We start from the raw sequence: 22,336 nt of genomic DNA on the forward strand, positions 1-22,336 counted from the left end.
AGGCCCGGTCCACCGCACAGGGACGCGGTGGACCGGGCCTCGCGCGTGTCCGTTCCGCGGGAACCCCCCGGCGCGGCCGGACGGTCCGCCGCACCGCCCGGGCCGTCGCGCTCCGCGGCGCTCCGGTCGCCGACCGTCCCGATCGGGGGCAGCATGGCCCTCGTACGCACGCCGCCGGCGGGACGTGAGCGCGGCCGGGCGCCCGTTCGCCCGGTCTTCTCCGCGAACGGGCCGCGTCCGCGTGCATGACGTCGCGGCACCGGGTACCCGGGCCGCCCGCCGAAAACCGGCCGACGGCCCGGGGCCCGCCACGCCCCGGCGCGCCACCGGCCAAGAGCAGCAGCGCAAGGAGCCGAACGATCATGACGGACGTTTCGAGCCAGGGCCCCGCTCCCGGCGACGACCGCAAGGTACTCACCAACCGGCAGGGCCACCCGGTCTACGACAACCAGAACCAGCGCACCGTCGGCTCCCGGGGCCCGGCCACGCTGGAGAACTACCAGTTCCTCGAGAAGATCAGCCACTTCGACCGGGAGCGCATCCCCGAGCGCGTCGTGCACGCCCGCGGCGTCACCGCGTACGGCTACTTCGAGGCGTACGGCAAGTGGGGCGACGAGCCGATCTCCCGCTACACCCGCGCCAAGCTCTTCCAGGAGGAGGGCAAGCGCACCGACCTCGCCGTCCGCTTCTCCACCGTCATCGGCGGCCGTGACTCCTCCGAGGCGGCCCGTGACCCGCGCGGCTTCGCCGTGAAGTTCTACACCGAGGACGGCAACTGGGACCTCGTCGGCAACAACCTGGGGGTCTTCTTCATCCGGGACGCCATCAAGTTCCCCGACGTCATCCACGCCCTCAAGCCCGACCCGGTGACCTTCGAGCAGCAGCCGCGCCGCATCTTCGACTTCATGTCGCAGACGCCCGAGTGCATGCACATGCTGGTCAACCTGTTCAGCCCGCGCGGCATCCCGGCGGACTACCGCCACATGCAGGGCTTCGGCGTGAACACCTACAAGTGGGTCAACGCCGAGGGCGAGACCAAGCTGGTCAAGTACCACTGGATGCCCAAGCAGGGCGTGCGCTCCATGACCGAGGAGGACGCGGCGAACGTCCAGGCGCAGGGCCTCGGCCACGCCACCAAGGACCTCTACGAGGCCGTCGAGCGCGGTGACCACCCCGAGTGGGAGCTGCTCGTCCAGATGATGGACGACCACGAGCACCCGGAGCTGGACTTCGACCCGCTGGACGACACCAAGACCTGGCCCGAGCAGGAGTTCCCGCCGAAGCCCGTGGGCCGGATGGTGCTCAACCGGATGCCGGACAACTTCTTCGCCGAGAACGAGCAGATCTCCTTCGGCACCGGCGTCCTCGTCGACGGCCTGGACTTCTCCGACGACAAGATGCTCGTCGGCCGGACCTTCTCCTACAGCGACACCCAGCGCTACCGGGTCGGCCCGAACTACCTCCAGCTCCCGGTCAACCAGGCGAAGAACGCCGAGGTCCACACCAACCAGCGCGACGGCCTCATGGCCTACTACCAGGACGGCGGCGGGGAGAACCCGCACGTGAACTACGAGCCGTCGATCACCGGCGGGCTGCGCGAGGCCCAGTACCCGACGCACGACGTGCAGGGCCCGGAGATCCGCGGCCGGCTCACCCGCGCGAGGATCGAGCGCACCAACGACTACATGCAGGCCGGCCAGCGCTACCTGCTGATGGAGGACTGGGAGCGCGACGACCTGGTGAAGAACTTCATCGACCTGCTCTCCCAGTGCGACCGCCCGGTGCAGGAGCGCATGGTGTGGCACTTCCTGCTGGTGGAGAACGACCTGGGCCGCCGGGTCGGCGAGGGCCTCGGCATCATGCCGGAGGACGTCGCCCACCTGGAGCCGCTGGCCAGCCAGACCCTCACCGAGGAGGACCGCAAGCGGCTCGCCAACCTGGGCGACAACCCGCCGCGCGACGTGGAGGGGCTCACCATGACCCACTGCGTCCCCGACGAGCGGCACGTGGTCACCCGCTGAGGGATCACAGGGACAGCGCGGACCGGGCCACGCCGAGTGCCCGCTCGGCGTAGCCCCGGCCGAACAGCACGGCGTGCACCAGCAGCGGGAACAGCTGGTGCACGCCGACGCGTGCCCGCCACCCCTCGGCGAGCGGCGCCACGTCCTGACAGCCCTCGAGGACGACGTCCAGCAGGGGGCACCCGAACAGCGCCAGCATCGCCAGGTCGGTCTCCCGGTGCCCGCCGTGCGCGGCCGGGTCGATCACACGGACCCTGCCGTCCGCGCCCCACAGCACGTTGCCGTTCCACAGGTCGCCGTGCAGCCGCGCGGGCGGCTCGGCGGGTCCCGCGAGATCCGGCAGCCGCGCGCACACCCGCTCGACCACCGCCGCCTCCCCGGCGTCCACCGTGCCCGCGTCGACCGCCCGGCGCAGATACGGCAGCACCCGGTGCTCCGCGTACCAGCCGGGCCAGTCGTCGCCGGTGACGTTGCGCAGGGGGGCACGCCCGATGAACGCCTCCACCGGCCCGCCCGGCGGCGGCGACCCGAACGCGGGGGCGCCGGCCGCGTGCAGACCCGCCAGCTCACGCCCGAACCGCAGCGCCGCCTCCCGGCCGGGCCGTCCCTCCGCCACCCGGTCGAGCACCAGCCACGCCCCCTCCCGGCCGTGCACCCGCGGCACCGGGGGCGCGCCCGCCTCGGCCAGCCAGCGCAGCCCGGCCATCTCGGCGCGCGCCGCCTCCGCGTCCTCCGCGCGCTTCACGACCACCGTCCGGCCGTCGTCCAGGGCGGCCTCGGCGAGCGAGCCGGACAGCGGCCGCACCCCGGTCACCGCCCTCCCGGTCAGCCGCGCCGCCACGGCGCCGGGCCCCTCCTCGCCGGACACGGGGGACGACACGGTCATCGGCGGCCTCCTCGGCTCACGGTCTCCTCGGCTTGACGGCCCGCCCAGCGTACGGGCCCGGCGCGGGCGGCGGGCGCTCACGCGGGACGGTGAAAAACCCGCTCCGTCCGATGCGAGCGCGCCACGCCGGGGGACCACTGTGAATATGACCAGTTCATCGTTCCAGCGCACCCTCACCCTGCCCGCCACCCTCTGCGAACAGGCCGTCCCGTACCTGGAGCAGGCCGCCCGGCGGACGGTCGACGGAGCGGGGGTCCCGCTGAAGGCGTTCCGCGCGGCCGCCGACGGCGACTGCACCCTCCCGGTCTCCGTGGTCGAACAGGCGGCGGGCTGCCTGCTGGTCCTGGCCACCGAGACCGCGCAGAGCGTCCGGCCCTCGGCGCTGCGCGCCGTCATCGGTGTCGCCCTCAGCCTGCGCGACGCCGTCGAGGCGGTCCGCCGGCCCGCCCTCACCACCCGGTTCTGGTGACGGCCCGCCGCATGCTCCCCGCCCGGCGGGGAACCCGGCGCACCGCACCCTCCACACTCCAGGAGTAGGAATGAGCCTGTTGCGCGTCCTCGGCCGGCCGATGCTGGCTTCGATGTTCATCGCGGGCGGACTGGACTCCGTACGGCACCCGCAGAGGGTCGCCCCCATGGCCGAGCCCGTGGTCCGGTCCGTCACCGGCCGCGTCCCCATGCTGCCGGACCGCACCGAGGACTCCGTGCGCCTCAACGGTGCCGTCCAGGTGGTCGGGGGCCTGCTGCTGGCCACCGGACGGCTGTCCCGCCCGGCCGCCCTCGCGGTCGCCCTCACCCTGGTGCCCACCACGCTCGCCGCGCACCGTTTCTGGGAGGAGGAGGACCCCGACACGAAGTCCCAGCAGCGGATCCACTTCCTGAAGAACCTCTCCATGCTGGGCGGGCTGTTGATCGCGGCGGACGACACCGGGTCCGCACCCTCGCTGCTGTGGCGCAGCCGGCACACCGCCCACGACCTGCGCCGCGAGGCCCGCATCGCCCGGCGGGCCTTCAAGGCCGGCGTCGGCCCCGGCGCGGCGGCGGGACGTGCCCGCGCCAAGCTCCCCGGCTGACCGGGAGCGGGCCCCCTTCCCGCGCCTCAGCTCCTTCAAACCCCTTGTGAGCAACCGCACTCGCGTGGCCAAGTGCCGCGCGAGTGCGCGTGTTTGACCCCTTCGCCCCCGCACGGTACCCGCTGCCTGGACATGACTCGGGGGTCCCTTCTGCCACGATGGTGCGCGCCCGATCCCGGCGACGGGAAACGCCGCGCAGCGCAGCCGGCGTCCTTCTTCCCGCGCCCACTCACCCGAGCCCCGACGGGCTCCTCCCCGAGTAGCGCACCGTGTCCTCCTCACCCACCCCTGCCCCGGCCGGGTCCAGGTCGCCCTGGCGTTCCCTGCGTCACCGCAGCATGCGCTGGTGGTCCGTCGCGAACTTCGTGTCCAACGCCGGCACGTGGATGCAGCTGACCGTGCAGAACCTGCTGGTCCTCCAGATCACCGGTTCCGCCGCGGCCACCGGCCTGTCCATGTCCGTCCAGGCGGCCCCGGCCCTGCTGATGAGCGTCCTCGGCGGCGCGGCCGTCGACCGCTGGCCGCGCAAGCCGACCGCCGCCGTCAGCCAGGCCCTGCTCGCCGTCATCGCGTTCACCACGGCCACCCTGGTGGCGCTGGACCGGCTCGACATGACCACCCTCATGGTGCTGGCCGCCGTCACCGGCACGGTCGCCACCGTCGACAACCCGGCCTGCGCCCTGCTCGGCAACGACCTCGTCCCCGCCGAGGACGTGCCCTCCGCCATCGGCGTGGGCGCGCTGGTCTTCAACGCGGGCCGGCTCACGGGCGCGGCCCTGGCCGGCGTGACGGTCGGCTCCCTCGGCACGGCCGCGGCCTACTTCGCCAACGGCTTCTCCTTCTTGTTCGTGACGGCGGTCATCCCGTTCCTGCGCCCGGCGGCGGGCGCGGTACGGCAGGTCACCGGACGCGCCGCCCGGCACGCGAAGTCCGGCATGAGCGTCCGGGAGGGGCTGGCCTTCTTCGCCCGCCGCCCGCGGCTGCTCGCGCTCGCCGGGGTCACCGGCATCAGCGCGGTCTTCGGCCGCAACTACGGTCTCACCCTCGCCGTCCTCGTCACCGGCCCGCTCGCGGGCGGGGCGGGCGCCTTCGGCACCGTGTCCACCGTCCTCGCGGCCGGCGGCATCATCGGCGCGGTGCTGGGGGCGCGGCTGCGCCGCCCGTCCGTACGGCTGGTCGGCGCGCTCGCGGCGACCGGGGCGCTGCTGCAGGTGGTGGCGGGGCTGTCGCCCTCGCTGGCGGTGCTCCTGGCGCTGGTGCTCCCCATGGCCGTCGTGGAGTCCGTCTCCGACACCGCGGGCACGGCCGTCCTGCAGACCGACCCGCCCGCCCACCTGCGCGGACGCGTACTGGGCGTGTGGGGCGGCATCGGCACGGTGTGGAGCCTGGGCGGCCCGCCGGTCCTCGGCCTCCTCATGGAACTGGCCGGCCCGCGCGGCGCCCTGGTCGCCGGCGGCGTGATCATCGCCGCGTCGATGGCCTCCGGCCACCTCCTCCACCGCCACCGCAAGCTCGCGCCCCCGGTCGCCCTCCCCCCGAAGGACACGGTGCCCCAGCCGGCCCTGCAAACGGCGGCGTGATCCCGGGCCCCTTCCCGAACGTCCCACAGGGGCGCGGGGAACCGGGCAAACGGGAGCTCGAGGGACACGGCCTCCGGGAGACGCGGTGGTCCGGACGCCCCTTCCCAGCCGGCCGGCGCCGGCGGTCCGGGGGCTGCGCCCCCGGACCTCCGTCGCGCAGCTCCCCGCGCCCCCGCAGGGCGTCACCCCTCCGTCGGCTTCAGAGCCACCGCCACCGCGTCGGCAGCCCGCCGTGCGAGCAGCGTGGTCGAGCGGCCGTCCAGGTACGGCAGGACCACCGCCTGGCCGCCCCAGGTGCGCAGGACCTCCGCCTCCGGGAGGTCCTGGACGGAGTAGTCACCGCCCTTCACCCACACGTCGGGGCGCAGACGCCCCAGGACCTCCTCGGGGGTGTCCTCCTCGAAGACCACCACCGCGTCCACGCTGCCCAGTGCGGCCAGCACCTTCGCGCGGTCCGCGGCCGGGGTGAGGGGGCGGCCGGGGCCCTTGCGGCGGGTGACGGAGTCGTCGGAGTTCAGGCAGACGATCAGGCAGTCGCCGATCCGCCGGGCGCTCTCCAGCAGCCCCACGTGACCGGCGTGCACCAGGTCGAAGCAGCCGCCCGTGGCCACCACGGTCCCGCCGCGCGCCCGTACCGCCCGCGCCAGCTCGAACGCGTCGGCGGCCGGGTCCTCGGCGGGCGCCGGGACGACCGGCGTGTGCCACAGGCCCGGATTGCCCGCGCCGCCCGCCGCCACGAACGCGGCGGCCTCGGCGACCGCCCGCTGCAGCGCCTCCTCCGGGAGCAGCCCGTCCGCCAGCGCGGCGACCGTCGTCGCGGCGAAGCAGTCGCCCGCGCCGCACGGGTCGCCGTCCGCGTGGAACGGCGCCGGGATCAGCATGGGTGTGCCGCCGCCCGGCCGGGTCAGCAGCACCCCGCGCTCGCCGAGCGTCACGGCGACGCCCGCCGCCCGCCAGCGCTCCGCGAGTTCCGTGCCGCGCTCGGCGAAGGCGCCCAGCGACGCGCCCGCCACGCCGGGCGTGCCCGCGCACAGCGCGACCGCCTCGCCCGCGTTGGGCGTGACCAGCCGCGCCCCCGGCACCGGGTCCTCGCCGCGCGGGTGCGGGTCCCACACCAGAGGGGTGCGCCGCGCGGCTTCCTCCAGGTGGGGGCGGACCGCGCCGGCGGTGTGCCGGCCGTAGTCGGCGACGAGGACGGCGTGCGCGTCCGCGAGCGCCTCCCGCACCGCCTCGTCCGGTTCGCCGGGCGTCCCGCCGCCCCGGTCGATGCGCACCAGGGGCCGCCCGTCCGCCAGGACGCGCGTCTTCACCGGCAGCGTGCCGTGCAGCGGCAGCTCCAGCAGCCGCACCCGCCCGCTGAGCTGCTGCCGTACGGCCTCGCTCGCCGGGTCGTCGCCGAGCGCGGTCACCAGGACCACGTCCCGCCCGCCGCGCGCGGCGAGCGCGGCGGCCAGCCCGGCGCCGCCCGGGTGCCTGCGGTCCCCGGTGACGTCGACGACCGGGGCGGGCGCGTCCGGGGCCAGCCGGGTCGCGACCCCCTCGATGTCCTCGTCCAGCAGGACGTCGCCCACCACCACCAGCGGCTTGGGACCGGTCATGTCAGCCTCCCGGGAACGGCCGCCGCAGTCCGCGCCGGGGGTGCGGCCACGGCGGCGTCGAAACACTCGCAGAGCAGGTGCACGGCGACCAGATGGGCCTCCTGCACGGTCGCCGTGGCGGCCGCCGCCACGCACAGCGCCTCGTCGGCCGCCTCCGTCAGCGGGTTGGGGCCGGGCCCGGTCAGCGCCCACACCTCGAGACCTGCCCGCCGGGCCGCCGCCGCGGCGGCGACCAGATTGGCGCTGCGCCCCGAGGTGGACAGCAGCATCAGCACGTCGCCGGGGCGCCCGTGCGCGGCGACCTGGCGGGCGTAGACGTGGTCGAAGCCGTAGTCGTTGCCGATGGCGGTGACGCTGGAGGTCTCCGCGTGCAGGGCGAGCGCCGAGTAGGCGGGCCGCTCGCTGCGGTAGCGGCCGACCAGCTCGGCGGTGAGGTGCTGGGCCTGGGCGGCGCTGCCGCCGTTCCCGGCGGCCAGCAGCCGGCCGCCGCCGGCGAGGACGGCGGCGAGCCGGCCGCCCCAGTCGGCGATCCGGGGCAGACCGTGCCGGCGGAGCCCGTCGAGGGCGTCCTGGAGGGACCGGCAGTGCAGATGGGCGGCGTCGAGCGCGGGGTGTTCGGTCATGGCGTGTCGGGCGCGCCGCCCTCCGGGGACGGCGACGGCACCCGCACCTCCTTCCAACGTCGGACGTCGGCGGGCCGGTCCGGCCGGCGGTTCAGCCGGCCCTGGTCACGGCCGGCTCGGTGTCGAGGACCTCGCAGTACGCCGCCTCCGTGGCCGCGGCGACCCGCGCCCACCCGTAACGGCTGAGCACCCGGCGGCGACCGGCCACCCCGCAGGCCTCGCGGCCGGCCGGGTCGGCGAGCAGGCTCGCCACGGCCCCGGCCAGCGCCTCGTGGTCGCCCGGCGGCACCAGCCGTCCGGTGGCCGGATCGGCGACCGTGTCGAGCTGGCCGCCGACCGCGCTGGCCACCACGGGCCGGCCGCAGGCCATGGCCTCCAGCGGGACGATCCCGAAGGGCTCGTAGTCGGCGGGGCAGAGCACCACGTCGGCGGAGCGCAGCAGCGCGGGCACCCGCCCGGCGTCCACCCCGCCCAGGAACCGCACCCGGTCGGCGACCCCGGCGTCGCGTGCGATCGCGCGCAGCCGGCGCACCTCCGGGTCGTCGTCCAGCCGCTCCGCCGGGGGCCCGCCGGCCACCAGCAGCTCGGTCCCGGGCAGCAGGGCCAGCGCCGCCACCGACACGGCCGCGCCCTTGCGCGGCACCAGCCGCCCCAGTTGCACCAGCCGGTGGCGGTACGGGCCGCGCGCCCAGCGGGCGCCCACCGGGGTGAACCGCTCGGTGTCGACACCGCACGGCACGACGCCGATCCGGTCCGCGGGCACGCCCATCCGGACCAGCTCGGTGACCTCGTCACGGCAGGTGGCGACGATCCGGTCGCAGCCGGTCCCCACCTCGATCTCGCAGCCGATCCGCTCCGGCGGACTGGTGTCGGCGTCCCCCTGGTGACGCCGCTTCACCGTGCCCAGCGCGTGGAAGGTGTGCAGCAGCGGCAGGCCCAGCTCCCGGGTCGCGCCCAGCGAGGCCAGCCCCGACATCCAGTAGTGGGAGTGCACCACGTCCGGGGTGCGGGCCCGCCACTCCCGGACCAGCCGGCGCGCGAACTCGTCCATGTACGGCAGCAGCCGGTCCTTGGGCACGGGCTCGGCGGGCCCGGCGCCGACGTGGTGCACCTCCACGCGCTCGCTCAGCCGCACCCGGTCCGGCAGGTCGGGCGCGTCCCGGCGGGTGTGCACCGTGACCCGGTGCCCGCGGTCGGCGAGCGCCGCGGCCAGAGCGGCGACGTGGACGTTCTGGCCGCCGGCGTCCACCCCGCCGAGCGCGGCGAGAGGGCTCGCGTGTTCCGAGACGAGCGCGATCGACAGCACGCCCGGGGGGACAGGGGCGTAGTCCGCGGTCATGGGCTCACCTCCGTGATCGGTCGCGGCCGGGGTGCGGACACCGCCGTCCGCGGATACGGGTTCCGGCCGCGGCCGCGGCCGGGAGCGTGCGCGCGCCGCCCGCCGGGGCCGGCGCGGGCCGGGGCGGGGACGGCCGGCGGGTCATGTCGGCAGCCGTTCGCCGGCCGGCGCCGCGGGCGCGGGGGACCGGGGGGAGGCGCGGCGGCGGGCGGGCGCGGCGCGGTGCAGGACCTGCCCGCGCAACCAGTGCCAGGCCGCCGCCGGCGGGACGAGCGCGCTGGTGAGGACCATGGTGACGATCTCGTCCCGGGTGCGCGGACCCGGGCGTGTCCGGGCCGTGGCGAACTCGGCGGTCCCGGCGAGCCACCCGGCGGCGCACGCCGACGCGGCGCGCGGGCGTCCGGTCAGCGCGCACACCACCGCCGCGAGTCCGGCCGAGGTCACCGCCAGGTGCGCCGGCAGCCGGCCCCGGGGCGCGCCGGCCCGGCGCCACCAGTCGCGTCCGTGCAGCCGGGTCATCAGCACGTCGTCCGCGTTGCCCGCCTGCAGCCGCACCGAGACCCACCGGTCCGCCGGCCGCACCGGATGCGTGGTCGTACGGCGCCCCTCCGCCAGCGTCCAGCCGGCGTCGAGCACCCGCAGCGCCAGGTCCGCGTCCTCCCGGAAGGCGCGGCGGAACCGTTCGTCGAAGCCTCCGACGGCCTCCAGCGCCTTGCGCCGGTACGCCATGTCGGCGGTGATCCAGCACGCCCCGGCCAGCCCCGCGACATTGCGTTCCCAGTCGGTGGGCGCCCGGTCCGCCGGCAGCGGCACCTCGATGCGCGCGGCGATCCCGGCGGTCGCGACGCTCGCCCCGGCCAGGTCCAGCGCGAGGTCGTCGGCCCAGGAGGGGCCGGGCACCACGTCGTCGTCGAGGAACACGATCCACGGCGCGTCCCCGGCGGCCCGCCACCCGGCGTTGCGGGCGGCGGCCGGGCCGCGCGCCCCGCCGGGCACCACGACGGTGCGGGAGCGCAGGGCCGGCGGCACGGAGGCGGTGAGCGGTACGGCCGGGTCCCGGCGGTCGTCCACCAGCACGACCCGCGCCGGGCGGGGCCCCTCCGCCTCGGCCAGCGCCCCCAGGCACGCCGCCAGCGACGGGCGGCCCAGGGTCGGCACCACCACCGCGTACTCCCCGGCGGGGGCGGCCGGCCCGGTCATCACGCCACCCCCTCGTCGGGGACGGAGGTGCGGAAGAGCGCGCCGCGCCGCACCGCGTACGGGCCGATGGCCAGCAGGTCCACCGGGGAGGAGCCGAAGCACTCCAGGGCGTCGCGCGGGTCGTCCACCATGGGCCGGCCCGCCGTGTTGAGGCTGGTGTTGACGACGACGGGCAGCCCGGTCAGCCGCTCGAACTCGCGCAGCATCCGCGCCAGCAGCGGCTCGCGCGCCGGGTCGACCGTCTGGATGCGGGCGGTGCCGTCGACGTGCACCACGGCGGGCACCCGGTCCCGCCAGGCGGGCGCCACGTCGTGCACGAACAGCATGTACGGGCTGGGCAGCGGCCCGTCGAAGATCTCGGCCGCCCGGTCGGCCAGCACCATCGGCGCGACCGGCCGGAACTGCTCGCGCCCCTTCACGTCGTTGAGCCGCTCCAGGTTCCCCGCGTGCCCGGGGTGGGCGAGCAGCGAACGGTGGCCCAGCGCCCGCGGGCCGTACTCGCTGCGTCCCTGGAACCAGGCCACGATGCCGTTGTCGGCCAGCGTCCGGGCCACGGTGACGGCGATGTCCCCGGGTTTCTCGCAGGGCACGGCGGCCGTCTTCAGCCACGCGCCCAGCTCCGCGTCGGACCAGTCCCGGCCCAGGTCGGCGCCGGTCATCGGCTCGGGCGTGTCCCCGGCGCCGGCGGACAGCAGCAGGGCGCCGCCGAGCGCGGTCCCCGCGTCACCGGCCGCGGGCTGTACCCACACCCGGGAGAACGGGCCCTCGCGGGCGATGCGGGAGTTGGCGACGCAGTTCAGCGCCACGCCCCCGGCGAGGGTGAGCACCGGGTCGTGGGTCCGGCCGTGCAGCCAGCGCACCAGGTCCAGCAGCGTCTCCTCCAGCACGGCCTGCGCGCTCGCGGCGACGTCGGCGTGGTCCTGCGTCCACGGCTCGTCCGGGCCGCGCGGCGCGCACAGCTCCGCCCAGGGCACCCCGGTGGCGTGGAAGCCGCCGTCGCCGGTCGGATACACGTACCGGCGCAGCTCGGGCAGCATGCGCGGGGTGCCGTGGGAGGCGAGGGCCATCACCTTGAACTCGTCGGACGAGCGCAGGAAGCCGAGGTGCTCGGTGAGTTCCTCGTAGACCAGGCCGAGCGAGTGCGGGAGGTCCTGGGCGCGCAGCGGTTCGAGCCGGTCGCCGACGCGGCGCGCGGCCAGGTGGGAGGCGCGTTCGCCGCGGCCGTCCAGCACCAGGACGGAGCTGCTGCCGGCGTCGGGGGCGGCGTACGCGCCGGACGCGGCGTGCGCCATGTGGTGCGGGACGAAACGCACGGTCTCCGGGTCGAGGCCGGGCAGCGCGGTCCGCAGGAAGTTCGGAGCCTCCCGCGCGTAGGTGAGGCGCAGGTGGTCCCACGGGTCGTCGAGGCCCATCGCGTCGGCGGGGCGGGCGAGCGAGGGGTCGAAGGAGTACGCGACCGCGTCGAGGTCCCGGGGACGCAGCCCGGCCCGGGTCAGGCACCAGGCGGCGGCCTTCTCGGGCAGCTCCCAGGCGGAGAAGGGCAGCGGCCGCTTGCCGTGCTTGCGCCGGGAGAACCGCTCCTCCTCCGCGGCGGCGACGGTACGGCCGTCGATCACCAGGGCGGCCGCGGGGTCGTGGAACAGGGCGTTGATGCCGAGGATGCGCATGGCGGACGGACCTTTCGCGTCGGGGCTGCGGCCGGGACGGCCGCCTGGTCCTGGGGGCCGGCGGGGGCGGGCCGCTCAGCCGCGGGCCGCTTCGGCGCGGAACCAGTCGATCGTGCGGCGCAGGCCCTCCTCGGCGCCCACCCGGGGCTCCCAGCCGAGCTTGTCGCGGGCCAGCGTGATGTCGGGGCAGCGCACCGCCGGGTCGTCCACCGGGCGCTCGATGTAGCGCACCTCGGAGGAGGAGCCGGCGAGGGCAACCACCAGGCGGGCCAGGGCGAGCATGCTGATCTCGGCGGGGTTGCCGATGTTGACGGGGCCGCGCAGACCGTGGGCGGCCGCCGCGAGGATGCCGGCCACGGTGTCGTCGACGTAGCACAGCGAGCGGGTCTGCCGGCCGTCCCCGGTCACGGTGAGCGGCTCGCCGGCCAGCGCCTGCCGCACGAAGGTGGGCACCGCCCGGCCGTCGTGGCCGCGCATGCCGGGGCCGTACGTGTTGAACAGCCGCACGATGCAGGTGTCCGTGCCGTAGGTCTCCGCGTGCGCGGTGGTCAGCGCCTCGCCGAAGCGCTTGGCCTCGTCGTACACGCTGCGGGGGCCGACCGGGTTGACGTTGCCCCAGTACCGCTCGTCCTGCGGGTGCTGCTGCGGGTCGCCGTACACCTCGGACGTCGACGCCAGCACGAACCGGGCCTCCGACTCGTGGGCGAGGGTCAGGGCGTTGCGGGTGCCGAGGCTGCCCGTCTCCATGGTGTGCAGCGGCAGCCGCAGGTAGTCCGCGGGGGACGCGGGGGAGGCGAAGTGCAGGACCAGGTCGGGGCGCCGGCTCACCGGCAGCTCCTTCGACACGTCGGCCCGCACGAGGGTGAACCCCGGCCGGTCGAGCAGCGGGGCGATGTTCTCGGGACGGCCGGTGCTCAGGTCGTCCACGCAGGTCACGGCCGCGCCCGCGTCGAGCAGGGCCTTGCACAGATGGGAGCCGACGAACCCGGCGCCGCCGGTCACGACGGCGTGCTCCCACTTCCGGGATATGGGACTGCTCATGCCCCACACCCTCACCCGCACGGAGGGCGTCGGCACGGTCGCCTGGTGCGATCGAGTGAATCACGGAGGGTGACCCTCCGGTCCGTGCCGGGTGTCCGCGGCCGCTTCGCGGCGGCTCGGGCGGTCACGCCGCGAGTGCCGGCTCCGGGCCCAGACGGGCCAGCAAGGACGCGTGGTGGAGGACGGCCACCGGGGAAAGGAGGTCCGGGTGGCGCAGGAGGGCCGCTGCCCTCGTGTCCGTCGCGTCGGGGGACAGCAGACGGCGGAACTCGCCGGCACCGGCGCCGAGCGCGGCCACCGCCCGGGCGGCCAGCCCCGGGTCGGACAGCAGGCACGCCGCCCAGCTCGTCACGACCTCGTCGACCCAGGTGCGCCAGGGCTCCGCGTCGAGGCCGTCCGCGCCGGTGACCCGGTCGAGGCGGGCCGCGCCTCCGGGGCCCGCGAGACCCACCAGCTCCGCGTCCATCGCCGTGGGGTAGCGGAGGCGGGCCGCGACGGTGACCGCCTGACGGGCCTGGATCTCGCACAGGGCGTCGGACAGCGCGCCGCCGGGCGCGGGGAAGGAACGGGTCAGCCACTGCGTGGTGGCCGCTATCACGGGGGAGAGGTGGGCTGGCACTGCGGTCCGTCCGAACCTGGGGGAGAAGGATGAGGACGCCAGCACCGTAGTCCTCGTCCCGCACCCGCCGACGTGACCCGGGTCTCGATCCCGGCGTGGTCTGCGCCACGCCCGGAGAGCGGCGGTGCCCGTGCCGCGGAGTGTCCGGGCAGGCACCGCGGGCACCCGGCTGTCATGGACGTACTCAGCCGCCCCTTGCTCGACCGCACCCTGCCGCTCCTCGCCGAAGGCTACGCCTGGCTCCCCAACCGGATGCGTGACGCGTCCGGCTCCGTGGTCCGCACCCGCATCATGGGCCGCCCCGCCCTCGCCCTGCGCGGACCGGAGGCGGTCCGCTTCTTCTACGACGAACGGAACGTGCACCGGCACCGCGCCATCCCCGAACCCGTTCTCGGCACCCTCTTCGGCCACGAGGCCGTGCACACCCTCGACGGCGCCGCCCACCGCGCCCGCAAGGAACTGTTCCTCCCGCTGCTGGAGCCCGCCGCCGTGGCCGGACTCGCCGAGCACGTCTCCGCCGCCTGGGACGAGGCCGTGCCGCAGTGGTGCCGGCGCGCGTCGATCGTGCTGTTCGACGAGGCGGCCACGGTGCTCACCCGCGGCGTCCACCGCTGGGCCGGCGTACCGCTGGACGACGCCGAGGCGGGGGCGACCGCGCGGGACATGACCGCGATGGTGGACGGCTTCGCCACCGCCGGACCGCGCCACCTGCGGGCCCGGCGCGCCCGCGGCCGCCAGGAGGAGCGGCTGGCCCGTCTGGTCCGCGACGTCCGCACCGGACAGGTCACCGCGCCCGACGGCTCGGTGCTGGGGCGGGTCTGCGGGCACCGCGACGCGGACGGGGAGCCGCTCGACGAGAAGACGGCCGCCGTCGAACTGCTCAACGTGCTGCGCCCGACCACCGCCCTCGCCTGGTTCGTCGCCTTCTCCGCGCACGCCCTGCACCGCTGGCCGGAGAACCGCGCGCCGCTCGCGGCCGGGGACGCGGCGTTCCAGACGGCGTTCGCGCACGAGGTCCGCCGCTTCTACCCGTTCGTGCCGTTCCTCGGCGGCCTCGCGGTCCGCGACCTGTTCTGGCGGGGCGCCTGGGTGCCCGAGGGCGGCCTGGTGGTGCTCGACGTGTACGGCCAGAACCACGACGAGACGCTGTGGGGCGACCCGTACGCCTTCCGGCCGCGGCGCTTCCTCGAACGGGCCGTGGCGCACGACGCGTTGATCCCGCAGGGCGGGGGCGACCCGGCGACGGGCCACCGCTGTCCCGGAGAGAGTCTCACCGTCGGTGTGCTGGAGACCCTCGCGGCGCGGCTGGCCCGTATGGAGTACACGGTTCCGGACCAGAATCTGGCCATCTCCCTGCACCGCGTCCCCACCCTCCCGCACAGCGGTGTGGTCCTTGCGGGAGTGGGGCGGGCCGCCGTCTAGCGGCCCCTGCGGCCTGCGCCCGTCTCCCCCCTGCATGTTGAAGAAGTGACAAAAGCAAGGAAGGGAAAAGTGGCGCGATTTGTCTGATTCGGGTGATTCTGGATGTGTCAGGTACTTCGCTACGCCTCAGGGAGATGGTGTCATGCGTCCCGACGAAAAGGTCATCGAGGAAGTCACCGGAATCCAGGCAGCCGACATCGAGGCGGCACTCGACCCGGCCGAGGCCGACGGTGTCTACCGCGACAGCCGGGAGTGCGCCGCCCTGGCGCTCCTCTCCGGCGCGACCAAGCTGCTGCTGTCGCCTCCGACCCCGCGCCCGAAGAAGGGCTGAACGGACCGACGGGAGCAGTCGAATGGAGCAGTCAGGCACCTCGACCCGCTTGCAGGCCGCGGTGCAGGACCTCGCTTCCGGCGTGGTCTCCGCCCTCAGGGGCGGGGACCACGCTCACGTGGTCCCCGCGGCGGGGACCGACGGGGAAGCGGGGGACCTCGCACTGGCCGCCGTGCGCGTCCTGGGAGCGGACGCGTTGCTGCCGGGCCTCCTGTCGCGCACTCCGCCCGACCCGGCGGAGCTGGCCGTCTTCCGCAAGGCGGTCGAGGCGTACCCGCCCCGTGCGGACGCCGCGCCCACCGTGCGATGGAGCCACTGGGCGATGGCCCGCACCCTGCGCCGCGCCGACCCGTCCTGCGCGGAACCGCCGGACGAGCCGGACACCGCGTGGCTGGACGGCGCGGCCTGGCAGGTCCTCACCCACCAACTCGCCGTCCTGGCACCCCTCGCGCTGCCCGGGGAGGACTGCGCGGTGAGCCGCCTCGCGGAGCGCCGGCCCGTGGACGTCGCCCGCGGCTTCGTCCGCGCGGTGCGCCGCAGGGACTGGCGGCAGGCCGCCGGCGCGGGCCGCTGGCTGACCCTGCTGCCGGGCGTGCCGGACACCGTCGGCCTGGAGTCCGGACTGGACTTCGTGGAACTGATGGGCGGAACGGACCCGCTCGTCGCCCTCCAGGTGCAGGCCGCCCGCCGGATGCGGACCGGAGCACGCGTGTGACCCCGCCCGCCGACGACCTCCGCGCCGCCGCCGGGGACGCCCTCGCCTGGGCGGACTCCCGGCGCCCCGACTTCGCCCTGGGCGAGGACGCGCTGGCCGCCGACGGCGAGGTCGACCGCAGCTGGAAACCCCTCGGCGAACTCGCCCAGGTCTGCGCGACCGTCACCCGGCTCACCGGACCGGCCGACCCGCTGCACGCCCGCGCCCGCTCACTGCTCGACTTCGCCTGGCGGGAGACGCGCGAGGGCGAGCTGTTCCTGCGGCTGCAGCGCCTCGAGCCCTTCGCGACCTACCCGCTGGAGGTGTACGCCGCCCTGGCCTCCGCGGGGCTGCGCCACCCCGCCTTCGAGCAGGCGGCGGCGGTCGTGGCGCGCACCCGCGGCTGGCGGTTCACCGAACAGGACCCCACACGGCGGCTCGGCGTGCTGCGCGCCGAGGAACGCTGCGGCATCCACCGCTTAGGCCAGGCGCCGCCGGAGCTGCCGCGGACCTGGCTCGGCGGACTGCCCGAGCCGTGGACCTTCGGCCGCGACGCCGGATACGCCCTCACCCACGTCGTGTTCCACCTCAGCGACTGGGGACGCGACGCCCGCGCCCTGCCGCCGGACCTCGTCGCCTATCTGAGCGACTGGCTGCCGCCCTGGCTCGACACCTGTCTGGAGGCCGGCCTGTGGGACCTCGGCGGCGAACTGCTCGCCGTGGCCGCGATCGTGGCCCGCACGACCGGCGAGGACGCGCCCGCCGACGACTGGCGGCGGCTTCTGGCGGCCCGCGGTCCGGCCGGCGAAGTCCCCCTGGACGACCGGGACCTGGACGAGATCGCGGCCGGACCCGGCACGGACGGCGACCGCTACTTCCTGCACCACTACCACTCCACCCTCATGGCCGCCTTCGCGGCGGTCCTGGCCGGCGCCCGCACGGCCGAGCGGCCCGCCCCGGCCGCGGCGGGACGGCGGTCCGGCGGACAAGGAGCGCCGGCATGACCGACCCCCGTCTCGTCCACACCGTCGGCGTCGGCGCCATGGAATGGCTCTGGGCGCACCGCGACGGCTTCCGCCTCGAACCCGACGTGGACCCCGAAGTGGGCTTCCTGGAACGCTTCAAGCCGGTCGGCGAACTCGCCCTGGTCTGCAAGGTGCTGTTCCGCGAGGGCGTCGCCGGCTCCCGGCAGGCCGAGCTGGCCCGCAGACTGCTCGACCACATCTGGCGCGAGACCCTGGACGGCGGCACCATGCTGGTCCGCGGCCAGCGCACCGAACCGGCCTCCCCGATCCCCTTCGAGGTGTACCTGCCGTTCCGTGAACTCGGGTACAGCCAGCCGGAGATCGAGCGTCACGCGGTGCTGAACAACCGCCTGGACAGCTGGTTTGCCTTCGAGACCACCCCCACCCGGCGGCTCGGGCTGTCCGCGTTCCAGCGGCGCTTCGGCCTCACCCCCCGCCCGTCCGAGGCCGAGGCCCTGCGCTCCACCTGGCTGGCCCGCACCCCCGAACCCTGGACCGTCGAGGGCCACATCGCCTACGACATCACGCACTGCGTGTTCCACCTGACCGACTGGGGCGAGAACCCCGACGGCCTGCCCCCGGACATCGCCGGCTACCTGGCGACCTGGCTGCCCGTGTGGATCGACGACTGGCTGGACCTGCGCCGCTGGGACCTGCTCGGCGAACTCCTCGTGGTGGACGCCTGCCTGCCCCGCCCCACCCTCGACGAGACGGCCTGGCGGGCGTTCGCCGCCGCCCAGCGGCCCGACGGCGCCATGCCCGCCGTCCGTGACATGCCCGAGGGCGACGAGGAGGCCGTCTTCGACGTCGTCTACCACTCCACCCTGGTCGCCGCGTTCGCCTCGGTCCTGGCCACCTCCCGCGCCCTGACCGAGCTGGCCAGCGCCTCATGACGACGGCGGACCGCACCTCCTGGCCGGGCCCGCCGGCCGGCCAGGAGGACCGGCCACCCGTGAACGGCGCCCACGACGACGGCGGCTGGCCGGAGCGGCTGGCCGAGGCCGTCACCGCGGCCGACGCCCCCGACACCGTCTTCGCGCTCTCCCGCCACGGCCGCCGCACGGTCGTCACCGGCGGCACCGGCACCGCGCCCGGACGCCCCCGCGACCGGCTGCGCTACGAGATCGGCTCGGCCACCAAGGCGTTCACCGGACTGCTGCTGGCACACCTGGTGGACAGCGGCCGGCTCACCGGCGGCGAACCCGCCGCCGCCCTCCTCGGCGCCCGCCGCCCGCCCGGCCGTGACCCCGTCACACTGGCCCATCTCGTGACCCACACGGCCGGACTGCCCGCGCTCCCCGCCGGCTTCTACCCCCGCGCGCTGCCCGCCTGGCGCAGCAACCCCTACGGCCGCTACCCCGACGCCCGCGTCGTCGACGCCTTCCTGCGGCACCGCCCCCGCCACCGCCCCGGCACCCGCTGGCGCTACTCCAACTTCGGGGTCGCCGTCCTCGGCCACGCCCTCGGCGCGGCCACCGGCACCGACTGGCAGGACCTGCTCGCCGAGCACCTGCTCGCCCCGCTCGGCCTCCACGACACCGCCCCGCACGCCGGCGCCGACGGCCTCGACGCCGTGGGTCACGGCAAGGACGGCACGGGGACGCTGCCCGCCTTCGACGCGGGCGGCTTCCGGGCGGCCGGAGCGGTCCGCGCCACCCCGCACGACCTGCTCACCTTCCTCGAGGCCCACCTGGACCCCGCCCGGTGTCCGCCGCTGACGGGCGCGCTCCACGCCGTCCGCACACCCGTGCTGCGCCGGGGACCCGGGCACCGGCACGTGCACACCGTCGCCTGGTTCCGGCACCCCACGGACGGCGGCCCGCTGTACTTCCACAGCGGGGCCACCCTCGGCCAGCAGGCGTTCCTCGGCTTCCGGCCCGACACGGGCACCGCGCTGGCCGCCGTCTGCACCCGCCGCTTCCGCGCACACGACCCGTTCCTGGCCACCGCGTACGCGCTGCTCGCCGAACAGCGCTGAACCCGCACGGCACGCCGGCGCCGGCGTGCCGTGCGACGCGTCAGACCCGCTGCCAGAGCGCCGGGGTCCCGGCGGGCGCCCACGCGTCCTGCGCCTGGTGGGACTGCAGGCACTGGTACGTCACCCCGTCACGGGTGACGGTGGCGCCCGCCTCGTAGACCCGGCCCGCGGTCCACGCCCGGGCGCCGGTCTCCTGCTGCCCGGACGCGGCCGCCGCGGCCGCCGTGGTCAGGGTCAGCCCGTACTCGGAGAGGATCGGGTTGACCGGCTGGTAGAACGTCGTGCCGCCGCCGGCGCAGTCGCCCGAGCCGCCGGAGGTGACCCCCTGTGCCTGCGCGCCCGCGACGTACGGACCGCCGGAGTCGCCCGGTTCGGCGCACACCGTCGTCCGGGTCAGCCCGTCGACCCGGCCCTCCGGGTAGCGCACGCTCGTGTCGTGCTGCTCGATCACGCCGCAGTGCCAGCCGGTGGTGGAACCGGACCGGCACACCGACGCCCCGACGAGCGCCTGCGCCGAGCCGGTGACCCGCACCTCCTGGCCGTCCTGCGCCTTCACGTCGGGCGTCGGCGTCCACTGGCTCCGGGCGGCCACCCACGCCATGTCCCGGCCGGGGAACACCGACGCCTGGAAGGCGCCCTGCGGGGTGCGGTCGTAGCCGGTGGTGGTCGCGCCCGCCCGGCCGCAGTGGCCGGCCGTCACGAAGCCGCCCCGGCCGCCCTCGGTGACGGAGAAGCCGACGGAGCAGCGGGCCGAGTCGTTGATGTAGTACGCGTCGCCGCCGGTGATGTCCTGGAGCAGCCGGGGCCGTTCGGCCGTCAGGCGGATGCCGACGTCCTCGCCCTCCACCCCCGCGGCCTCCACGAAGGCGGCGCCCGCCGCCTGGTCGACGGCCTGCACCACGACCCGGTTCCTCACCACGTCGACGTACCAGACGGGTGTGTCGAGCGTGGAGACGCGGCCGGCCGCCGCGTCCAGCTTCTCCTTCGCCGCCCGCAGTGCGGCCAGGGACCGCTCGACCACCTGGGCGGTGGCGCCCTCGGCCTCGATCGCCGGCACGTCCCTGGCGTCGGTGGTCGCCACCGTCAGCTCGTCGGCGGTCGCGCCGCGCAGCCAGGCGCCCGCGTACCGCTCGCCCAGGGAGTTGCGCAGCCGGCCGGCGCGGGTGCCCGCCTCGGCCTCGTGGACCAGACGCGTGGCCGCCTGCTCCGCGTCCAGGTCCAGATCGCGCTGGAGGGCGCTGAGCAGGTGCGGGGAGGGCCGGTCGGCGCCGAGGGTCTGGGCCGCCCCGGGCGCGGGGCCCGTCGTGGGGGAGGCGTCCGCCGCCGAGGCGTGGGGGAGTCCGGCGAGGACGAGGGCGCCGAGCGCCACGAGCGCCGGGCGGCGCGCGGCTCGGACGTGTCTGAGGACCATTCGGTACGTCTCCGTTCGTTCGGGCGGCGATGCCGTCGCGGAGACTGAGTCCTTGCCCGGCACGCCCGACGGAATGTCAGGACACGCCGGAATTCGCACGTACGGGACGGGGCCGGGCCCCGTGTGCAGTAGGCGGGCGGGGCGGACGGGTGACGTCACACGGGCGTCAGACCGGGCGCGCCGGCCTCCGTGACGAAGGAGGCGGCGGTGGAGACGGCCGCGCCGGGCCTCGTCACGACGGGCACGGTCCGGAAGTCGGCGCGGGCGTTCTCCCGGTTCAGCTCCACCCGGAGGTAGCCGCGCCGGCCGTCGTAGAAGCGCAGGTGCGGGTTGGCCCGCAGGTAGGTCTCCCAGTTGGCCGGGCGCTCCACGCCGTCGCGGCCGCTGGCCACGGAGGTGCAGGTGAGTTCCGTGCCCACGGTGGCGGAGGCGGGGTCGTCGAAGTCGTCCTTGATGTCGAAGGCGTACGCCACGTGGACGTCGCCGGTGAGCACCAGCCAGTTGTCGACGCCGGCCGCCTTCGCCCCGGCGACGAGCCGGCCGCGGTTCGCGCGGTAGCCGTCCCAGGCGTCCATGGACAGCTTGGCCCGGGCGTTGAGGTCCAGCCTGCGCTGGGAGAAGCACACCTGCTGGGGCATCACGTTCCACAGCGCGCCGGAGGACGCCCACCCGTCGAGCAGCCAGCGCTCCTGGGCGTCCCCGGTGAGGGTGCGCGCCGGGTCGTCCGACTCGGGTCCCGGCACGTGCGGGACGTCGCCGTACGCCTGGTCGGAGCGGTACTGACGGGTGTCGAGGACGTCGAACTGGGCGAGCGTGCCCCAGTGCAGCCGGCGGAAGAGCCGGGCGTCGGGCCCGTCGGGGAGCTGGTCCGCGCGCAGCGGCTGGTTCTCCCAGTAGGCGCGGTAGGCGGCGGCCCGCCGGACCAGGAACAGCGCCGGGTCGCTGCCGTTCTCGTCGATGTCCGCCGCGTAGTTGTTCTCCGTCTCGTGGTCGTCCCAGGTGACGACGAACGGGTGCGCGGCGTGCGCCGCCCGCAGATCCGGGTCGCTCTTGTAGAGCGCGTACCGCATCCGGTAGTCCGCGAGGGTCGTCGTCTCCCGGGCGAACACCGCCGGCAGCACCTGGTCCGTGTAACCCCGGGCGCCGCCCGCGGAGTCGACGGCGTACTCGTAGAGGTAGTCGCCGAGGTGGAACACCACGTCGACGTCCTCCTGCGCCAGGTGCCGGTGCGCCGTGTAGTAGCCGTCGTGGTACGCCTGGCAGGCCACCGCGGCCAGCCGCAGCCGCGAGACGTCCTCGCCGGCGGCGGGGGCGGTCCGGGTGCGGCCCGCCGGGCTGATCCAGGAGCCGGTGCGGAAGCGGTAGTGGTAGGAGGTCGCCGGGTCCAGGCCCCGCACGTCCACGCGGACGCTGTGCGCGTACTCCGGGTGGGCCAGGACGGTGCCGCTGCGCACGACCAGCACGAAGGACGCGTCGAGCGCGACCTCCCAGGCCACCTCGACCTGCCGCTGCCCCAGCCCGCCGTCCGGGGTGAAGGGCGCCGGGGCCAGCCGGGTCCAGATGAGCACCGAGTCCGGCAGCGGGTCACCGGAGGCGACTCCGAGGGTGAACGGGTCCTCGGTGACGCGGGCCGCGTCGAGGCGGGGCGCGGCGAACGCGCCGCGCGCGGGGAGGCCGGTGGAGAAGGCCAGGGCGGCGGCCGCGGCGGTGGCGGTCAGGAAGCGACGGCGTGACACCTGGCGGGCGGCGGTGCGCAGTTCGGCGTCGTGCGGGGTGCGGGCGAGCGCGGGGGCAGGTCGTCCGGTACGGCCCGGCAGCGCCATCGGGT

General features: G+C 75.9%; 20 protein-coding genes. 10 read left to right on the top strand and 10 right to left on the bottom strand.

Annotated features, from left to right (window positions below; genetic code table 11):
- Window positions 1–362: 362 nt before the first annotated feature.
- Window positions 363–2,021 carry a catalase gene (locus C1708_RS30145; protein ID WP_106415652.1) on the top strand — a complete coding sequence of 553 codons (1,659 nt, stop codon included), beginning with the start codon at window positions 363–365 and terminating at the stop codon, window positions 2,019–2,021.
- A 4-nt stretch (window positions 2,022–2,025) separates the two neighbouring features.
- Here C1708_RS30145 and C1708_RS30150 read toward each other — a convergent pair whose 3' ends face one another.
- Window positions 2,026–2,907, bottom strand: a complete 882-nt coding sequence (locus C1708_RS30150) for a fructosamine kinase family protein (protein WP_106415653.1) — start codon at window positions 2,905–2,907, stop codon at window positions 2,026–2,028.
- A gap of 145 nt (window positions 2,908–3,052) precedes the next feature.
- Between C1708_RS30150 and C1708_RS30155 the strand changes: the two genes are divergently transcribed.
- The 3 genes from C1708_RS30155 (at window position 3,053) to C1708_RS30165 (ending at window position 5,560) form a co-directional block, all read left to right on the top strand.
- Window positions 3,053–3,376: a hypothetical protein gene (locus C1708_RS30155; RefSeq protein ID WP_106415654.1), complete on the top strand. Its 324-nt coding sequence runs from the start codon at window positions 3,053–3,055 to the stop codon at window positions 3,374–3,376.
- A gap of 70 nt (window positions 3,377–3,446) precedes the next feature.
- Window positions 3,447–3,980 carry a DoxX family protein gene (locus tag C1708_RS30160; RefSeq protein WP_106415655.1) on the top strand — a complete coding sequence of 178 codons (534 nt, stop codon included), beginning with the start codon at window positions 3,447–3,449 and terminating at the stop codon, window positions 3,978–3,980.
- 338 nt (window positions 3,981–4,318) lie between these two features.
- Window positions 4,319–5,560: an MFS transporter gene (locus C1708_RS30165; RefSeq protein ID WP_241911359.1), complete on the top strand. Its 1,242-nt coding sequence runs from the start codon at window positions 4,319–4,321 to the stop codon at window positions 5,558–5,560.
- Window positions 5,561–5,742: 182 nt separating this feature from the next.
- Here the strand turns inward: C1708_RS30165 and rfaE2 are convergent, their stop codons facing one another.
- The 7 genes from rfaE2 to C1708_RS30200 form a co-directional block, all read right to left on the bottom strand.
- Window positions 5,743–7,158, bottom strand: a complete 1,416-nt coding sequence (gene rfaE2 / locus C1708_RS30170; RefSeq protein ID WP_106415657.1) for a D-glycero-beta-D-manno-heptose 1-phosphate adenylyltransferase — start codon at window positions 7,156–7,158, stop codon at window positions 5,743–5,745.
- Window positions 7,155–7,781: a D-sedoheptulose-7-phosphate isomerase gene (locus tag C1708_RS30175; RefSeq protein WP_106415658.1), complete on the bottom strand. Its 627-nt coding sequence runs from the start codon at window positions 7,779–7,781 to the stop codon at window positions 7,155–7,157. Before C1708_RS30175 ends, rfaE2 begins: the two co-directional genes overlap by 4 nt.
- Window positions 7,782–7,872: 91 nt before the next feature.
- Entirely contained in the window at window positions 7,873–9,120 is a 1,248-nt protein-coding gene (locus C1708_RS30180) for a glycosyltransferase (protein WP_106415659.1), read from the bottom strand.
- Between the two features lie 141 nt (window positions 9,121–9,261).
- Window positions 9,262–10,320 carry a glycosyltransferase family 2 protein gene (locus C1708_RS30185; RefSeq protein WP_106415660.1) on the bottom strand — a complete coding sequence of 353 codons (1,059 nt, stop codon included), beginning with the start codon at window positions 10,318–10,320 and terminating at the stop codon, window positions 9,262–9,264.
- Window positions 10,320–11,987, bottom strand: a complete 1,668-nt coding sequence (locus tag C1708_RS30190; RefSeq protein WP_106415661.1) for a carbamoyltransferase family protein — start codon at window positions 11,985–11,987, stop codon at window positions 10,320–10,322. The genes C1708_RS30185 and C1708_RS30190 overlap by 1 nt, the downstream gene beginning before the upstream one ends.
- Before the next feature lie 75 nt (window positions 11,988–12,062).
- Window positions 12,063–13,028, bottom strand: a complete 966-nt coding sequence (locus C1708_RS30195) for an NAD-dependent epimerase/dehydratase family protein (protein ID WP_106415662.1) — start codon at window positions 13,026–13,028, stop codon at window positions 12,063–12,065.
- A gap of 124 nt (window positions 13,029–13,152) precedes the next feature.
- Complete coding sequence (locus C1708_RS30200) at window positions 13,153–13,647, bottom strand: hypothetical protein (RefSeq protein ID WP_106415663.1); 495 nt, start codon at window positions 13,645–13,647, stop codon at window positions 13,153–13,155.
- Between the two features lie 174 nt (window positions 13,648–13,821).
- Here C1708_RS30200 and C1708_RS30205 point away from each other — a divergent pair, with 174 nt between their 5' ends.
- The 6 genes from C1708_RS30205 (at window position 13,822) to C1708_RS30230 (ending at window position 19,097) form a co-directional block, all read left to right on the top strand.
- Window positions 13,822–15,069, top strand: coding sequence for a cytochrome P450 (locus C1708_RS30205; protein WP_106415664.1), 1,248 nt, complete (start codon window positions 13,822–13,824; stop codon window positions 15,067–15,069).
- 142 nt (window positions 15,070–15,211) lie between these two features.
- Window positions 15,212–15,400 carry a hypothetical protein gene (locus tag C1708_RS30210; protein ID WP_106415665.1) on the top strand — a complete coding sequence of 63 codons (189 nt, stop codon included), beginning with the start codon at window positions 15,212–15,214 and terminating at the stop codon, window positions 15,398–15,400.
- Between the two features lie 22 nt (window positions 15,401–15,422).
- Entirely contained in the window at window positions 15,423–16,115 is a 693-nt protein-coding gene (locus C1708_RS30215; protein WP_106415666.1) for a hypothetical protein, read from the top strand.
- On the top strand, window positions 16,112–17,098 hold the full coding sequence (locus tag C1708_RS30220; RefSeq protein ID WP_106415667.1) for a DUF6895 family protein: 987 nt from the start codon (window positions 16,112–16,114) through the stop codon (window positions 17,096–17,098). The genes C1708_RS30215 and C1708_RS30220 overlap by 4 nt, the downstream gene beginning before the upstream one ends.
- Window positions 17,095–18,012: a DUF6895 family protein gene (locus C1708_RS30225; RefSeq protein ID WP_106415668.1), complete on the top strand. Its 918-nt coding sequence runs from the start codon at window positions 17,095–17,097 to the stop codon at window positions 18,010–18,012. Before C1708_RS30220 ends, C1708_RS30225 begins: the two co-directional genes overlap by 4 nt.
- Entirely contained in the window at window positions 18,009–19,097 is a 1,089-nt protein-coding gene (locus tag C1708_RS30230; RefSeq protein ID WP_106415669.1) for a serine hydrolase domain-containing protein, read from the top strand. The genes C1708_RS30225 and C1708_RS30230 overlap by 4 nt, the downstream gene beginning before the upstream one ends.
- A gap of 40 nt (window positions 19,098–19,137) precedes the next feature.
- Here the strand turns inward: C1708_RS30230 and C1708_RS30235 are convergent, their stop codons facing one another.
- Together C1708_RS30235 and C1708_RS30240 are read right to left on the bottom strand one after the other, a co-directional pair.
- Window positions 19,138–20,508 (bottom strand): trypsin-like serine protease, encoded by a 1,371-nt coding sequence (locus C1708_RS30235; protein WP_106415670.1) that lies wholly within the window; start codon window positions 20,506–20,508, stop codon window positions 19,138–19,140.
- A gap of 155 nt (window positions 20,509–20,663) precedes the next feature.
- A complete protein-coding gene (locus C1708_RS30240) occupies window positions 20,664–22,331 on the bottom strand; it encodes an alkaline phosphatase D family protein (RefSeq protein WP_106415671.1) in 1,668 nt (555 codons plus the stop codon).
- Window positions 22,332–22,336: the final 5 nt, after the last annotated feature.

This window comes from Streptomyces sp. DH-12, from assembly GCF_002899455.1.
Lineage (GTDB): Bacteria > Actinomycetota > Actinomycetes > Streptomycetales > Streptomycetaceae > Streptomyces.

Bases quoted from the DNA above. Each gene is read 5' to 3' on its own strand.
- C1708_RS30185 (WP_106415660.1), bottom strand. From the start codon at position 10,320: ATGACCGGGCCGGCCGCCCCCGCCGGGGAGTACGCGGTGGTGGTGCCG.
- C1708_RS30235 (WP_106415670.1), bottom strand. From the start codon at position 20,508: ATGGTCCTCAGACACGTCCGAGCCGCGCGCCGCCCGGCGCTCGTGGCG.
- C1708_RS30190 (WP_106415661.1), bottom strand. From the start codon at position 11,987: ATGCGCATCCTCGGCATCAACGCCCTGTTCCACGACCCCGCGGCCGCC.
- C1708_RS30210 (WP_106415665.1), top strand. From the start codon at position 15,212: ATGCGTCCCGACGAAAAGGTCATCGAGGAAGTCACCGGAATCCAGGCA.
- C1708_RS30155 (WP_106415654.1), top strand. From the start codon at position 3,053: ATGACCAGTTCATCGTTCCAGCGCACCCTCACCCTGCCCGCCACCCTC.
- C1708_RS30225 (WP_106415668.1), top strand. From the start codon at position 17,095: ATGACCGACCCCCGTCTCGTCCACACCGTCGGCGTCGGCGCCATGGAA.
- C1708_RS30230 (WP_106415669.1), top strand. From the start codon at position 18,009: ATGACGACGGCGGACCGCACCTCCTGGCCGGGCCCGCCGGCCGGCCAG.
- C1708_RS30240 (WP_106415671.1), bottom strand. From the start codon at position 22,331: ATGGCGCTGCCGGGCCGTACCGGACGACCTGCCCCCGCGCTCGCCCGC.
- C1708_RS30145 (WP_106415652.1), top strand. From the start codon at position 363: ATGACGGACGTTTCGAGCCAGGGCCCCGCTCCCGGCGACGACCGCAAG.
- C1708_RS30160 (WP_106415655.1), top strand. From the start codon at position 3,447: ATGAGCCTGTTGCGCGTCCTCGGCCGGCCGATGCTGGCTTCGATGTTC.
- C1708_RS30195 (WP_106415662.1), bottom strand. From the start codon at position 13,028: ATGAGCAGTCCCATATCCCGGAAGTGGGAGCACGCCGTCGTGACCGGC.
- C1708_RS30215 (WP_106415666.1), top strand. From the start codon at position 15,423: ATGGAGCAGTCAGGCACCTCGACCCGCTTGCAGGCCGCGGTGCAGGAC.
- C1708_RS30175 (WP_106415658.1), bottom strand. From the start codon at position 7,781: ATGACCGAACACCCCGCGCTCGACGCCGCCCATCTGCACTGCCGGTCC.
- C1708_RS30180 (WP_106415659.1), bottom strand. From the start codon at position 9,120: ATGACCGCGGACTACGCCCCTGTCCCCCCGGGCGTGCTGTCGATCGCG.
- C1708_RS30205 (WP_106415664.1), top strand. From the start codon at position 13,822: ATGGACGTACTCAGCCGCCCCTTGCTCGACCGCACCCTGCCGCTCCTC.
- C1708_RS30150 (WP_106415653.1), bottom strand. From the start codon at position 2,907: ATGACCGTGTCGTCCCCCGTGTCCGGCGAGGAGGGGCCCGGCGCCGTG.
- rfaE2 (WP_106415657.1), bottom strand. From the start codon at position 7,158: ATGACCGGTCCCAAGCCGCTGGTGGTGGTGGGCGACGTCCTGCTGGAC.
- C1708_RS30165 (WP_241911359.1), top strand. From the start codon at position 4,319: ATGCGCTGGTGGTCCGTCGCGAACTTCGTGTCCAACGCCGGCACGTGG.